The sequence below is a fragment of the Planomicrobium stackebrandtii genome (assembly GCF_030814955.1).
GTDB classification, from domain to species: Bacteria; Bacillota; Bacilli; order Bacillales_A; family Planococcaceae; genus Planococcus; species Planococcus stackebrandtii.
Genome location: NZ_JAUSWB010000001.1, coordinates 496,233 through 510,580, shown reverse-complemented (window position 1 = coordinate 510,580; position 14,348 = coordinate 496,233). Strand labels below are relative to the sequence as shown.

Here is a 14,348-nt window from a genome sequence, read left to right as displayed (position 1 = left end):
TCAAAGAAGCCTTTTTCTTATGGAAAAAGGTGAGTTTGTGAAAATTTTATTTATTGGAGATATTGTAGGATCGATCGGAAGAGATGCATTGGAATCATATTTGCCAAGGTTGAAAAGAAAGTATTCGCCTGATGTCATTATCGCCAATGGCGAAAACGCAGCGGCAGGACGCGGGATCACAAAAGCTATTTATCAGGATCTTTTATTCATGGGAGTGGACATGGTAACGATGGGGAACCACACATGGGACCAAAAAGAGATTTTTGATTTTATTGACGAAGTGGATTATTTGATCCGTCCTGCAAACTTTTCGGACGAAGCGCCAGGGCGCGGCATGGCGACTGTGACCAAAAATGGCCAGACCCTGTCTGTCATCAATCTGCACGGCCGCGTTTTCCTGCCGCCGCATGAGGATCCATTCCAGAAAGCGGACGAGCTTGTAGCGGAAGCCAAAGCCATTTCACCATTGGTCTTTGTGGATTTCCACGCAGAAGCAACCAGTGAGAAAATTGCCATGGGCTGGCATTTGGACGGACGGGCTTCGGTCGTTGTCGGTACCCATACACATGTTCAAACCGCTGATGCACGCATTTTGCCGAATGGCACAGCGTACATCTCGGATGTCGGGATGACTGGACCGTATGATGAAATTCTCGGAATGGCCAAAGAAGCTGTTCTGTACCGTTTCAAGACCAATATGCCGACACGCTTTGAAGTGCCTAAGCGCGGCCGTTCCGTGGTTAGTGGCTTCTTCACGGAAGTGGATGACCAAACCGGCAAAGCCATCTCTTTTGAACGGGTTTACATCAATGAAGATTACCCATTTCAAGGGTAAATCTACAGCTTTTTGACGAAACTCCGACAATTAAGCCAGACGCCTTGTAGAACATGTCTGGTTTTCAGTATAATAAAGTATCGTTTAAAAGGTTTTCGTGAACGAACTTCAGAAAAAATGATATTCTGCGCAACTGATTTAACATCAGCCAGACACAAATATACGTGGATGAATTGAATAATGTGCTTGTGCAAGGCGGGAATCTTGTCGATGGTATTCATTTACCTGTACAATCAGAATCGATGGCAATACAAAACCGATCCAAGCATCTATTCACATGTGCGCTCTATCAGGCAGTTAAAATAACGCAAACTAAAAAATGGTAGCTGAACGATGAATTTACAAAAGTCGTATCAGGCCAAGAAATGGGTGTCTAGAAATGACGTATACAAAACAGGAAATCGTCGCCAAAGCGCGCGAAGTAGCAGATATGATTGCAGCAACAGAAGAAGTGGATTTCTTTAAGCGTGCAGAAGCACAAATTAACGAAAACCAGCAAATCCGGGAAAAAATTGCCAGCTTGAAGAGCTTGCAAAAGCAAGCGGTCAACTTCCAGGCGTACGGCAAAGAACGGGCGTTGACTTTGATTGAAGGCAAAATTGCCAAAATCGAAGAAGAAATCGATGCCGTGCCAATCGTTCAGGAATTCAAGCAATCCCAGAGTGATGTCAATTCGTTGCTGCAAATGGTGTCAACCGCCATTGCCAACCAAGTAACAAACAACATCATCACCGAAACAGGCGGAGACTTGCTGCGCGGTGAAACGGGATCAAAAGTTCGCAACGACAAACCGGGAAGCTGTTAAGCAGCACGCAAAACTGAAAATTTCCCTAAAGCATCCAACTGAAAGAGCCAAAGCTCTTTCAGTTTTTTCTTTTCCGCATTGATTTTTGGTATAATGGAGAAACGACGAATCGATTTGAAAGAGGTTTTATAATGGCACCGACACCGATGATGCAACAATATTTTCAAGTAAAGTCCGAATACCTGGACGCATTTTTATTTTTCCGGATGGGTGATTTTTATGAGTTGTTTTATGATGATGCCATCAACGCATCGCAAATTTTGGAAATTACGCTGACGAGCCGTGGTGGAACTGGAGATGACCGGATTCCCATGTGCGGTGTTCCCCATCATGCAGCGAAAAACTATATTGATCAATTGATCTTAAAAGGCCATAAAGTGGCCATCTGTGAACAAGTGGAAGATCCGAAAACGGCGAAAGGAGTCGTCAAACGCGAAGTGGTGCGCCTCGTCACTCCGGGAACACACACAGAAGGAAAAAGCGTCGATTCCAAATCGAATGTATTTTTAGCGGCTGCCGACGAACTGGCGGATGGATTTGGGTTGTCTTATATCGACATCAGCACAGGTGAAGCAACGGCGACATACATAATGGGGACGGAAAAGGCCCTGCTTCAGGAACTGCAATCTTTGAATATCCGTGAGCTGGTGGTTTCGGAACAATTATTTTTATTATTAAACGAAGAAGAACAGAACTTGGTGTTGTCCATTGAAACCATGGAAACTGCCTTCCCGGTACCCCCTTCGCAAGTAGCAGAGTGCCCGGAAGATTTACGGATGAGCTGCCAGCGTTTATTGACGTATATTTCGCGTACGCAAAAGCAGTCACTCGACCATATCCAAGCCTTCACCTATAAAGAAAACAATCAGCTGTTGAGCATCGATTTTCACTCAAAGCGCAATTTGGAGCTGCTTCAGTCGATTCGCGGCGCTGAAACAAAAGGAACGCTGTTGTGGCTGCTGGATGAAACCGTCACGGCGATGGGCAGCAGGAAACTGAAGCAATGGCTGCATCAGCCGTTGGCAAACAAGCGCATGATTGAAGAACGCCAACACATGGTAGCGGCTTTGATCGAGCAGTATTTCGTGCGTGTGGAGCTTCAGGGGCTATTGAAAGAAGTCTATGACTTGGAACGCCTGTCCGGGCGCATCGCCTTTGGCAGTGCCAGTGGGCGCGATTTAGCACAGCTTCGGAGTTCGCTGGAGAAAGTGCCGACGCTTATTGAAGAGCTGGCCAATTCCGGCAACCCGGCATTGCAGGAATTCAGCGGAAAACTGGACCGCTGCATCGAGGTCTGTGAATTGCTCCAGGCTATCAGTGAAAACCCGCCGTTGTCTTCAAAAGAAGGCGGCGTCATCCGTGATGGATTCCATCAGCAGTTGGATGAATACCGGGATGCTTCCCGCAACGGCAAAGATTGGATTGCGGAACTCGAACAGAAAGAACGCAAATTGACCGGAGTTAAAACCCTGAAAATCGGCTATAACCGGATTTTTGGCTATTATATTGAAATGTCCAAAGCCAATATGCATTTGGCGGATTTGGAGCGCTATGACCGGAAACAGACTTTGGCCAATGCCGAACGCTACACCACACCGGAGCTCAAGGAAAAAGAAGCATTGATCTTAACGGCCGAAGAAGAAAGCTTGTCGCTCGAATACGATTTATTTGTGGCCATCAGAGATGAAGTCAAACAGTATATTTCGCGTATTCAGCGCTTGGCTTCTTCACTCAGCGGACTTGATGTCTTTTTAAGTTTCGCCAATGTGGCAGAGAAATACCGTTTTGTAAAGCCGGATTTTAACGAACAAAATGAAATTTCGATTATTGAAGGACGCCATCCGGTTGTGGAAAAAATGCTCAACAAGCAGCATTACGTGCCAAATGATTGTGTTCTGGCGGAAGGCCAAAACATGCTGCTGATAACCGGACCAAACATGTCTGGTAAAAGTACGTATATGCGGCAGGTAGCGTTAACTATTGTCCTGGCGCAAATCGGCAGTTATGTGCCGGCAGAATCGGCGAGCTTGCCGATTGTAGACCAGATTTTCACGCGCATCGGAGCAGCTGATGACCTGGTTTCGGGACAAAGTACCTTTATGGTGGAAATGCTCGAGTCGCAGTATGCCATTACCCACGCAACCAAAAACAGCTTATTACTGTTTGATGAAATTGGCCGCGGTACTTCGACCTATGACGGCATGGCGCTGGCCCAGTCGATGATTGAATACATCCACCTGGAAATTGGCGCAAATACGCTGTTTTCAACCCATTATCATGAATTGACGGCATTGGAAAAATCACTCGATAATTTACGCAATGTCCATGTAGCGGCAATGGAACAATCGGGCAAAGTGGTCTTTTTGCATAAAGTGAAAAAGGGACCAGCCGATAAAAGCTACGGGATTCATGTGGCCGAACTGGCGAATTTGCCGGAGCCGATCCTGGCGCGTGCCCGCGAATTGCTGAAAACCTTTGAAGAGGATAAAAAGCAGCAGCCGAAAACGATTGAACAGTTATCGTTTTTTGATGAGACAGACACTGAAAGAGATGAAATCCTGCAGGCCATCACAGATGTTGAAGTGTCTGCAATGACGCCGCTTCAAGCGCTGCAGATGCTGAACGACCTGCAGCAAAAGCTAACCAATAAGGAGTGAGACCATGGGCATCATTCGATTGATGGACGAACCTCTATCCAATAAAATAGCCGCTGGTGAAGTGGTGGAACGCCCGACGTCAGTCGTCAAGGAATTGGTGGAAAACGCCATTGATGCCGATAGCACGGCCGTTGAAGTGCTGCTGATCGAAGCGGGACTGACATCCATTCAGATTATCGACAATGGTGCCGGCATGGACGCCGATGATGCCTTGCTGTCATTTTCCCGCCACGCCACCAGTAAAATTGCCAACGAACATGATCTGTTCCGGATCCGGACGCTTGGGTTCCGCGGAGAAGCGCTGGCCAGTATCGCCTCGGTCTCTAAAGTGACCTTGCATACATCGGACGGTTCGAGCGGGACTTTTGTCCAAATGGAAGGTGGACGCCTGACTGAGCATCGCGCCGGGTCTCTTAGAAAAGGCACGGATATCAAAATCGATCAACTGTTTTTTAACACGCCCGCACGGCTGAAATACATGAAGACGCTGCAGACGGAGCTTGGCCATACGATCGATTTGCTCAACCGCTTTGCGCTGAGTTATCCAGGCGTTGCATTCAAGCTGTCGCACGATGGCAGAACTATTTTGCAAACTTCCGGCAGCGGAGAAATCAAACGTGTGTTGGCTGATATATATGGAGTAGCGATTGCCAAGAAAATGATTCCTTTCGAAGGACAGTCGCACGATTACAAAGTATCGGGCTATGCGTCGCTTCCTGAAATCACCCGTGCCAATAAAAACTACATTTCCTTGTTCGTCAATGGACGTTGGGTCAAGCATTACGCCATTGCCAATACGGTGCACAGGGCTTATCATACCTTTTTGCCGCTCGAGCGTCAGCCAATTGTCGTATTGAATATCGAAGGCGATCCGTATTTGACAGACGTCAACGTCCATCCGTCCAAGCAGCAGATTCGTTTGAGCAAAGAAAAAGAACTGATGGAATTGATCCACGAAACCATACGCCGGACCATCAGTACCGTGGTCCGTGCACCGATCATCGACAAGCCGAAGCCGGTCAAACAAGCGCCGACCAAGCAATTGGATTTATGGAAAAGCTCGTTCACAGTGCAGGAACCCAAACAGCAGATGCCCGATCGTGCAGTAGAAGACTGGCACGAACTGCCGGTAGAGAAAGCGGTCGAACCGGTTCAGCCCGATCCGCTGCCACTGGATGAAGGCCTGCCGCAAGCAGAACCTCCGGAAGATGACAGCCCGCAATTTCCCGAACTGGAAGTAGTGGGCCAGATTCACGGCACGTATATTGTGGCACAAAGCAACGACGGCTTTTATTTGGTCGATCAGCACGCCGCGCAAGAGCGCATCAAATATGAATACTTCCGTGAAAAAGTAGGGGACATCGACAGCAATGAACGGCAGTCTCTGTTGTTGCCGCTGACTTTCCATTACAGCCGGGACGAAGCGCTAAGACTGAAAGACAATTTGGATGTCCTGTCCGACAGCGGTGTATTTCTCGAAGAATTCGGAGAGACTTCCTTTATTGTCCGGGAATACCCCACTTGGTTTCCAAAAGGATTCGAACAGGAAGTCATTGAGGATTTGATCGAGCAAGTGTTGACCGAACGCAAAGTGGATGTCAAAAAACTGCGTGAAGATGCCGCTATCATGATGAGCTGCAAACGGTCCATCAAAGCCAATCATTTCTTGCAGAAGCACGATATGGAGCGGCTGTTGAAGGATTTGAAAAATGCGGAGCAGCCTTTCACATGTCCGCACGGACGTCCCGTCATCATTCATTTCAAAACTTATGATGTGGAAAAGATGTTCAAGCGCGTGATGAATTAAACCATTGATGGCTTAGCCAAAAAAGATTTGGGTATTAGTATAGAATAGGTGAAACGACTCAGTAAGGAGGGGTGTGAAGCATGCAAGTAAGCAGTGATTATATACGTGTTTCTGACGGTCACGAACTCTTTTATGTCTGCTACAAACCGCCGAGCCCGATTGGACACGTCCATATCATACATGGAATGGCAGAGCACGTTGGCAGATATGCAGAATTTGCCGAGTATCTGGCCAACCGCGGTTTTATTGTCTCTGGACACGATCAGCGAGGGCACGGAAAAACGGCAGAACGCAACGGAGTACAAGGTTATTTTGGGGACAGGGACGGTTTTGGACGGATCGTGGAAGATGCCCACGCCATTATCGCCGAAGTCCAGCATGCAACCGGCAATTTGCCGCTGATCCTGTTCGGCCACAGCATGGGGTCATTTGTCACCCGCCGCTACATGCAACTGCATAGTGAAGAAATTAGCCGCGTGGTGTTGTCCGGCACTGGCGGCGATCCCGGTACTGCAGGTAAGCTTGGTTTGGCCGTTGCAATTGCCTCGGCGAAAACACGGGGCAAGCAGGAGCCGAGCAAAACCTTGGGGAAAATGACTTTCGGCAGTTTCAACAAGCCTTTCAAAGAAGATGGCTCGCCGTATGCCTGGCTAAGCCGAGACAAAGAGGCAGTGGCGAAATACGAAGCCGATCCTTTGTGCGGTTTTGAATCGACCAACCAATTTTACATCGATCTGTTTTCTGGACTTGCGGTTATCAACAAGCCAGCGGAAATTGCCAAAATCCGCGAAGACTTGCCGGTCCTGCTGATTAGCGGCTCCATGGATCCTGTTGGCAATAACGGCAAAGGGGTATTCAGTTCTGCCAACCAGTTTGTTGATGCTGGAATGGCCAACGTTAAAGTCTATCTTGTTGAGCAAGGACGCCATGAATTGCTGAATGAAATTGATCGCCATTCCCACTTTGAACTGATTGGTGATTGGATGTGCGGCAATGATTGACGTAGTAGCCATTGTCGGCCCGACTGCCTCCGGCAAAACGGCGCTGAGCATTGAACTGGCGAAGCGGCTGAATGGCGAAATCATCAATGGCGATTCCATGCAAATATACCGGGACATGACAATTGGGACAGCCAAGATTCTGCCGGAAGAAATGGCGGGCATTCCACATCATCTATTGGATATAAAAGAGCCGGATGAAAGCTTTTCGGTAGCTGAATACCAGACACTGGTGCGGGAAAAAATCGCTGATATCCGTGCGCGCGGCAAAATGCCGATCATCGTTGGCGGATCAGGGCTATATGTCCAGGCAGTGCTGTTTGATTACCGCTTCTCAGTGGAACCTGTTGACCAAAGCTTGCGTGACAGCTTGCACCAAGAGTTGGAAGAATTTGGTCCTGCACGGATGCACCAAAAATTGATGAAGCTGGACCCCCAGTCGGATATCCATCCGAACAACACGCGGCGTGTCGTCCGTGCAGTGGAGATTTTAATGAGCAGCGATCAAGAAAAAGGTGACCGTGAGTTAGCGTTGTCGCCGATGTACAATGAAGCCATTATCGGATTGGATATTCCAAGAGACGTGCTGTATGAACGCATCAACCAGCGTGTGGACACCATGGTTGAACGGGGATTGGTCGAAGAAGTCCAAGCCTTGCGGCAAAGAGGCATCCGGGAAGTTCAATCAATCCAGGCCATAGGCTATAAAGAGATTTATGCATATCTCGACGGGCAGGGAAGCTTCGAGGAAGCCGTTGTAAAACTTAAACAGAACTCGCGGAAATACGCCAAAAGACAGTTTACCTATTTTAAGAACAAGCTGCCGATTTTTTGGATTGATGCGCGCTTGGATCTTGAAAAGAATCTTGAGGAAATAACCGCTTTCATGCAGGAAACTGACAGGAACTGTCGAATTGATAAACTGACGGCAAATCAAACACAAGTAGAGAAATAGGGGGATTTTCATGAAACCGATCAATATTCAGGATGTCTATTTAAATCAGCTTCGTAAAAATAATATTTACGTAACGGTCTTTTTACTCAATGGCTTCCAATTAAAAGGAACCATTAAATCCTACGATAACTTTACGGTGCTGGTCGAAACCGAAGGCAAGCAGCAATTGATCTACAAGCATGCCATCTCGACATTTTCTCCGTCAAAACCTGTAGCGATTGAGCACGAAGAATAAAAAGCGATTCCGGGCTGCAGCTGCAGTCCGGTTTTTTTTGTATGGATCTGGCCTTAGAGGAAGTGCGTCTTATGCCTGTCGAATCTAAACGGCTGCTTCCGCTTTTCGGTGTCCAGCTCCAGCGCCCAGTCCCTCGAGTCGCTTCAGCCTTTCCGGAAATGGCTGAAGAACGCCATTACCGGCAAGGCTTCCAGCGCTTGTCGGGACAAACACGGGCGCTTCCGCTTTTCAGTGTCCAGACTCCAACGGCTAGCTCTTCAGGTCATAAGTCAACTCAGCTTTGCGGCAAAGAGCGCCACTTTGCTGATCTGCCTTATGCCCGTCAGAGCTGAACAGCCGTTTTCGCTTTTCTAGTGTCCAGCTCCAGCAGCCAGATTCTCGGGTCATAAGCCACTCTGGCTGTGCGGCAAAAAAAACGCCGCTTCGCCAGTGCGTCTTATGCCTGTCGAATCCAAACGGCTGCTTCCGCTTTTCGGTGTCCAGCTCCAGCGCCCAGTCCCTCGAGTCGCTTCCGCTTTTCTAGTTGACAGTTAGCTTTTGGGAGTATAGCATTTTCAGGTGAATACGATTTATATTCAGGAGGCGTACACATGAAAACCATTACAGCAGATGAATTGCAACAACGAGTAGAAGCTGGAGAAGAGCTGAACATTATCGACGTTCGCGAAGCGGACGAAGTCGCTGCAGGAATGATTCCTGGAGCAAAGCATATTCCGCTTGGTGAAGTGGAAGAACGCATCGGGGAGCTGGATGCTGGCAAAGAGTATCATATGGTCTGCCGTGCGGGACGCCGCAGCGAAATGGCATCAGGTATTTTAGAATCCAATGATTTCAAGACAGTTAACGTTGAAGGCGGCATGACCGCCTGGAACGGCGAAACAATCGCATAAGCAAAAAACAGACGGCCTGGATTTTCTTCCAGGGCGTCTGTTTTTTAAAAAAATCTATGATATCTGGATTTTGCGGGCTGGCAACCTCCATTTGAATGTGTAGGACAAAATCCGCAAGATTGTGATCAAAACAAACAAGGAATAAAGCATAAGATCTGAACCTGCCAAGCCAAAACTGATGAACAGTCCGGCCAGTGCTGCCCACACGGCATAAATTTCGGATTTTAAAACAAGCGGCTTTCGTCCAGCCAGCAGATCACGGATTATACCTCCGCCTGATCCTGTTAATACCGCTGCCACAACGACTGCATAGAACGGTAATTCCAATTCCACAGCGAAGATGGCGCCTTGCACAGCAAAAGCTGATAAACCGATAGCATCAAAAAAATAGCCCCAGCGATTCCAGTGGCCAAGCAATTTATGTGGAAACAAGAATACGATTGTAATGGAGATGAGGGCAAGTTGGAACATGAATTCCTGTTCCCACAATGCCGAAACGGGTACTCCGATCAATAAGTTTCGGATGGCGCCGCCTCCAAAAGCGGTGACAGCCCCGAGAAGATAAACGCCAAAAATATCGTATTCTTCTTCCATGGCGATAATTGCGCCGGACACTGCAAACGCAATGGTACCGATGGCGCTTAAGACTTCCCAAGCCATAAGCCTATTCCTCCTTAACGTACAACTCTATGAATTGTATCAGAATTTGACGCTATTTCAAGTCATGCCGCATAATAAGGTGAGAAGTTTAAAAGAATGGAGAATTACATGTTTACACTGATTAAAACAATAGAAGAAACGATTCAAGCTCAGCTGCAGCAGGCAGATGAAATTGCCTATGTAAACCAAAAAAAAGTATTGGATGCTTTTCAACAACAGCGAGTCAGCGACCATCATTTTAATCCGTCGACAGGCTATGGCTACGACGACGAAGGGCGGGATACACTGGAACGTGTGTATGCCGATGTTTTTAAAGCAGAAGCGGCGCTCGTCCGGCCGCAGATTATCTCCGGTACCCATGCCATTACCATCTCACTTTTTGGCATACTGCGCCCAGGGGACGAATTGCTGTACCTTACGGGCAAGCCTTACGACACATTGGATTCCATTGTCTCTGGAGGAGAAAAAGACACGGGGTCATTAAAGGATTTCGGCATCAGCTATCAGCACGTAGCACTGGCTGCTGACAATAAAATTGATTGGCCAGCAGCCGAAAGGGCAATCAGCAGCAGGACAAAAGTGGTTGCCATTCAGCGCTCGAGAGGATACGACACGCGACCGTCCTTTACTATAGAAGAAATTGGAGAAATGGTGGAAAAAGTTCGCCGCTTAAAACCGGACGCCATCATTTTTGTGGATAATTGCTACGGCGAGTTTGTGGAAGAACAAGAGCCGGTTGAAGTAGGGGCAGACCTGATTGCGGGTTCTCTTATCAAAAACCCTGGTGGTGGCCTGGCTAAAATCGGTGGGTACATTGCAGGCAGAAAAGATTTAATTGAAAAATGCGGTTACCGCATGACTTCCCCGGGTATAGGAGGAGAAGCAGGAGCTTCGCTTAATGCGCTGCCCGATATGTACCAAGGTTTTTTCATGGCTCCACACATCGTTTCGCAAGCATTAAAAGGGGCGATCTTCACTTCAGCGCTATTGGAAGATGCAGGAATGGAGACCACGCCTCATTGGAGCGACAAGCGGACAGACTTGATTCAGTCGGTGTCGTTTCAAACTGCTGAACAGATGATAGCATTTTGCCAAACGATACAGGCAAGCTCGCCGGTAAATGCACAATTTAAGCCGGAACCCGCATATATGCCAGGCTATGAGGACGATGTCATCATGGCAGCTGGAACGTTTGTACAAGGGTCAAGCATTGAGCTGACGGCTGACGGTCCTATCCGTCCTCCTTATACAGCATTTGTGCAAGGCGGACTTACGTACGAACATGTAAAAATTGCTGTATTGAATTCAGTCGATGCCCTTAAAAAATTAAAATTAATCTAATCTTTATCCCGTATAAATTATACGGGATATTTTTGTGTTAGAAAACATAACATTGATTTGACAAATAACCTGACATGATATATGCTAAAAGAGTAGTAATTATTTGAAATGGGTGAAACTTATGACGAACCGGGTGCGACGCACAATGCCGCTTCTTCCCATCAGCATTGTAATGCAGCTGACGGAATTGACTGCAAGACAAATTCGTTATTACGAAGAACATGAATTGATCAGCCCTGCCCGAACGGAAGGCAATAAGCGTATGTTTTCGTTGAATGACGTCGATACCCTGCTCGAAATCAAGGATTACCTGGATCAAGGGCTGAACATGGCTGGAATTAAGAAAATATACGATTTAAGAGAAACACCTGCAAATGAAAAAGCAGAGCCGAAAAATCTAAGCGATGCAGAACTGCGCAGGCTGCTCCATGAAGAGTTGAAACACCAAGCACGTCCATTTGAAAAGGGCGGCTTCAGACAAAGTGATTTATCCCGTTTTTTTAATTGAAATGGGCTTACATACAACTATAATAGGAGAGTGAAGAGAACATGGGCAAGTATTCAAAAGAAGACATTCAACGATTAGTAAAAGAAGAGGACGTAAACTTCATCCGTCTACAATTTACAGATATTCTTGGGGTCATTAAAAACGTTGAAATACCGACATCCCAATTGGACAAAGCACTCGATAACAAAATGATGTTTGATGGATCTTCTATCGATGGGTTTGTACGCATCGAAGAATCTGATATGTACTTATTCCCGGACCTTGACACATGGGTAGTATTCCCATGGATTACCGGCAAAGGGAAAGTAGCACGCTTGATCTGTGATATCTACAGCCCGGATGGTACGCCATTTGCTGGAGATCCACGTACGAACTTGAAGCGTGTATTGAAGGAAATGGAAGAGCTTGGATTTACACACTTCAACCTTGGACCTGAGCCTGAATTCTTCTTGTTCAAATTGGATGATAGAGGCGAACCGTCTCTAGAATTGAATGACCACGGCGGCTATTTTGACTTGGCACCGATGGACCTTGGCGAAAACTGCCGACGCGACATCGTACTTGAGTTGGAGGAAATGGGCTTTGAAATCGAAGCTTCCCACCATGAAGTAGCACCAGGGCAACACGAAATTGACTTTAAATACGCAGATGCGATCAAAGCATGTGACGATATCCAAACCTTTAAATTGGTTGTTAAAACGATTGCCCGTAAACACGGCCTTCACGCGACATTCATGCCGAAGCCATTATTCGGTGTCAACGGTTCAGGAATGCACATGAACGTATCGTTGTTTGATGGAGACCGCAATACATTCCTTGATGAAGATGGCGAATTGAAATTGAGCGAAACTGCTTACCAATTCATAGCCGGCATCATCGAACATGCTAAAGGCTTTACCGCTGTAACAAACCCGCTTGTCAACTCGTATAAGCGTTTGGTTCCAGGTTACGAAGCACCTTGTTACATCGCTTGGTCTGGCCAAAACCGCAGCCCGTTGATCCGTATTCCGGCATCACGCGGCTTGTCTACACGCGTTGAAGTGCGCTCAGTTGACCCAGCAGCTAACCCGTACTTAGCAATGGCTGTTCTTTTAGGAGCAGGCCTTGACGGAATCAGAAGAAAATTGACTCCGCCAAATGCGGTTGACCGCAACATCTATGCAATGAACAAAAGAGAGCGCGAAGCAGTCGGCATTGAAGACCTGCCAGGTACTTTGTATTTAGCTCTTGAGGAATTGCAGAAAGATGAAGTAATGACAAAAGCGTTAGGCGAACATATTTTGAACAACTTCGTCGAAGCGAAAGAAATTGAGTGGGACATGTTCCGCACAAGTGTACACCCTTGGGAACGCGAGCAATACTTGAAAATGTATTAAGATGAAAACCGTTGGGGCTCTAAGGCTCCAACGGTTTTTTCTGTTTTTATAAAAGTGGTCAATTAGGCAACTTTTTTTATTTGTCCAATTTTTGCCCAACTTTTTTTAAAAAGTGCTCATATAGTCGTCAAATTTCTCGATTGATCGTTCTTCCATCTTCTTCGATACATGGCTATAAACATCTGCAGTGATTTGGTAATTTTGATGTCCCAATCGTTCCTGGACATATTTCATGTCGGCACCGGCTTCCAGTAACATGACTGCATGTGTATGCCGGGTCGAGTGAATCGGAAGGGGAGGAGCATCAATTTTAGCCAAGCAGGATTTAAAGACATTGTACAATGTTGATTTGGGAAGGGGAGAACCATCTTCCCGACAAAAGATCAAATTCAAATCATGACGATAGGCTTCACCCAAATGCAGTTTTCGTTGATTCTGATACTTCAGGTGCTCCTGCAGCTCTTTCATGAAACTCTTCCGCATTTTTAATGCGCGGACAGAACCTTCTTTTTTTGTAGGTCCAAATAGTTCAGCAGGATCATCAGGTTGAAAGTCGAGTGTTTCTTCTATATAGATTATGTCGTTTTTCCAGTCTACTCTCGGCCATTTCAATGCAGCTGCTTCTCCTTTGCGCGCACCACTTTCAAAAAGGAACTTAAAGAAAACGCCATAGACATGGCCGCGCTTGTAAATTTCCGGATACAGAGCGTTTAAAAAGGTAGGCTCTAAGTATTTTAATTTTTGAACCTGCTTCTTCCGGATCTGAACATTCTCGGCCGGATTCTTTTCGATGTAGTTATTGATCACGGCCCTCTTCAAAGCTTGGAAGCAAACATTATGAACGCGTCTTGCCGATTCAGTCGATAAATTCTTCTCTCCCAAACTATCGATGAACTTTTGATACATCATCGGTTTGATCTCATGGATGCTTATGCCACCAAAATAGGGAATCGCATGATTCTCCAAGGCGGTCCGATAAGTTTTATAGGTATTGGGCCGTAGTTTATCTTTGACGTATTGTTCCAACCACTCTCGTACATAGGCAGCAAAAGCGAATTCTCCCTTGCCATACCCTTGAAGCACACTTTTTTCTTTTTTTGCTGCGGCCAACTGAGCTTCTTTTTTTGACGTAAATCCACTCTCGGTATATTCTCTTTTCTTTTCGGAAAAGGGGTCCATAACGACCACCCGATACTGCCACGTTTTCCCTCGTTTACGAAATGATGCCATTGCAATCCCTCCCTCTAACTTATCGTTATCCAAATTCCCGTATAGTTCAAT

14 protein-coding genes are annotated in these 14,348 nt (G+C 46.7%); 12 read left to right on the top strand and 2 right to left on the bottom strand.

What is annotated here, in order from left to right; genetic code table 11:
• Positions 1-37: 37 nt before the first annotated feature.
• The 9 genes from QOZ98_RS02755 to QOZ98_RS02715 all read left to right on the top strand — a co-directional run bounded on the left by QOZ98_RS02755 (position 38) and on the right by QOZ98_RS02715 (position 9,182).
• On the top strand, positions 38-835 hold the full coding sequence (locus tag QOZ98_RS02755) for a TIGR00282 family metallophosphoesterase (RefSeq protein ID WP_308786004.1): 798 nt from the start codon (positions 38-40) through the stop codon (positions 833-835).
• Between the two features lie 379 nt (positions 836-1,214).
• Entirely contained in the window at positions 1,215-1,640 is a 426-nt protein-coding gene (locus tag QOZ98_RS02750; RefSeq protein WP_142826522.1) for a RicAFT regulatory complex protein RicA family protein, read from the top strand.
• A gap of 131 nt (positions 1,641-1,771) precedes the next feature.
• Positions 1,772-4,297: a DNA mismatch repair protein MutS gene (mutS, locus tag QOZ98_RS02745; RefSeq protein WP_407676691.1), complete on the top strand. Its 2,526-nt coding sequence runs from the start codon at positions 1,772-1,774 to the stop codon at positions 4,295-4,297.
• A 4-nt stretch (positions 4,298-4,301) separates the two neighbouring features.
• Complete coding sequence (gene mutL / locus QOZ98_RS02740; protein WP_308786003.1) at positions 4,302-6,104, top strand: DNA mismatch repair endonuclease MutL; 1,803 nt, start codon at positions 4,302-4,304, stop codon at positions 6,102-6,104.
• Between the two features lie 80 nt (positions 6,105-6,184).
• Positions 6,185-7,105, top strand: coding sequence for an alpha/beta hydrolase (locus QOZ98_RS02735; protein WP_308786002.1), 921 nt, complete (start codon positions 6,185-6,187; stop codon positions 7,103-7,105).
• The gene (gene miaA / locus QOZ98_RS02730) at positions 7,098-8,057 is read left to right on the top strand and encodes a tRNA (adenosine(37)-N6)-dimethylallyltransferase MiaA (protein ID WP_308786001.1); all 960 of its coding nucleotides are present in this window, start codon (positions 7,098-7,100) and stop codon (positions 8,055-8,057) included. The genes QOZ98_RS02735 and miaA overlap by 8 nt, the downstream gene beginning before the upstream one ends.
• 10 nt (positions 8,058-8,067) lie before the next feature.
• A complete protein-coding gene (hfq, locus tag QOZ98_RS02725; RefSeq protein ID WP_142826517.1) occupies positions 8,068-8,292 on the top strand; it encodes an RNA chaperone Hfq in 225 nt (74 codons plus the stop codon).
• 71 nt (positions 8,293-8,363) lie between these two features.
• Positions 8,364-8,624, top strand: a complete 261-nt coding sequence (locus QOZ98_RS02720) for a hypothetical protein (RefSeq protein ID WP_308786000.1) — start codon at positions 8,364-8,366, stop codon at positions 8,622-8,624.
• Between the two features lie 258 nt (positions 8,625-8,882).
• Complete coding sequence (locus tag QOZ98_RS02715; RefSeq protein ID WP_142826516.1) at positions 8,883-9,182, top strand: rhodanese-like domain-containing protein; 300 nt, start codon at positions 8,883-8,885, stop codon at positions 9,180-9,182.
• Between the two features lie 54 nt (positions 9,183-9,236).
• On the opposite strand, the gene QOZ98_RS02710 is transcribed toward QOZ98_RS02715, so the two are convergent.
• Positions 9,237-9,842, bottom strand: a complete 606-nt coding sequence (locus QOZ98_RS02710; protein WP_308785999.1) for a trimeric intracellular cation channel family protein — start codon at positions 9,840-9,842, stop codon at positions 9,237-9,239.
• A 96-nt stretch (positions 9,843-9,938) separates the two neighbouring features.
• Between QOZ98_RS02710 and QOZ98_RS02705 the strand changes: the two genes are divergently transcribed.
• The 3 genes from QOZ98_RS02705 to glnA all read left to right on the top strand — a co-directional run bounded on the left by QOZ98_RS02705 (position 9,939) and on the right by glnA (position 13,067).
• Positions 9,939-11,183 (top strand): methionine gamma-lyase family protein, encoded by a 1,245-nt coding sequence (locus QOZ98_RS02705; protein ID WP_308785998.1) that lies wholly within the window; start codon positions 9,939-9,941, stop codon positions 11,181-11,183.
• 121 nt (positions 11,184-11,304) lie between these two features.
• The gene (locus tag QOZ98_RS02700) at positions 11,305-11,691 is read left to right on the top strand and encodes a MerR family transcriptional regulator (protein ID WP_308785997.1); all 387 of its coding nucleotides are present in this window, start codon (positions 11,305-11,307) and stop codon (positions 11,689-11,691) included.
• Positions 11,692-11,732: 41 nt separating this feature from the next.
• Positions 11,733-13,067 (top strand): type I glutamate--ammonia ligase, encoded by a 1,335-nt coding sequence (gene glnA, locus QOZ98_RS02695; RefSeq protein ID WP_142826513.1) that lies wholly within the window; start codon positions 11,733-11,735, stop codon positions 13,065-13,067.
• A gap of 105 nt (positions 13,068-13,172) precedes the next feature.
• Here glnA and QOZ98_RS02690 read toward each other — a convergent pair whose 3' ends face one another.
• Positions 13,173-14,297: a site-specific integrase gene (locus tag QOZ98_RS02690; RefSeq protein WP_308785996.1), complete on the bottom strand. Its 1,125-nt coding sequence runs from the start codon at positions 14,295-14,297 to the stop codon at positions 13,173-13,175.
• Between the last annotated feature and the right edge of the window lie 51 nt (positions 14,298-14,348).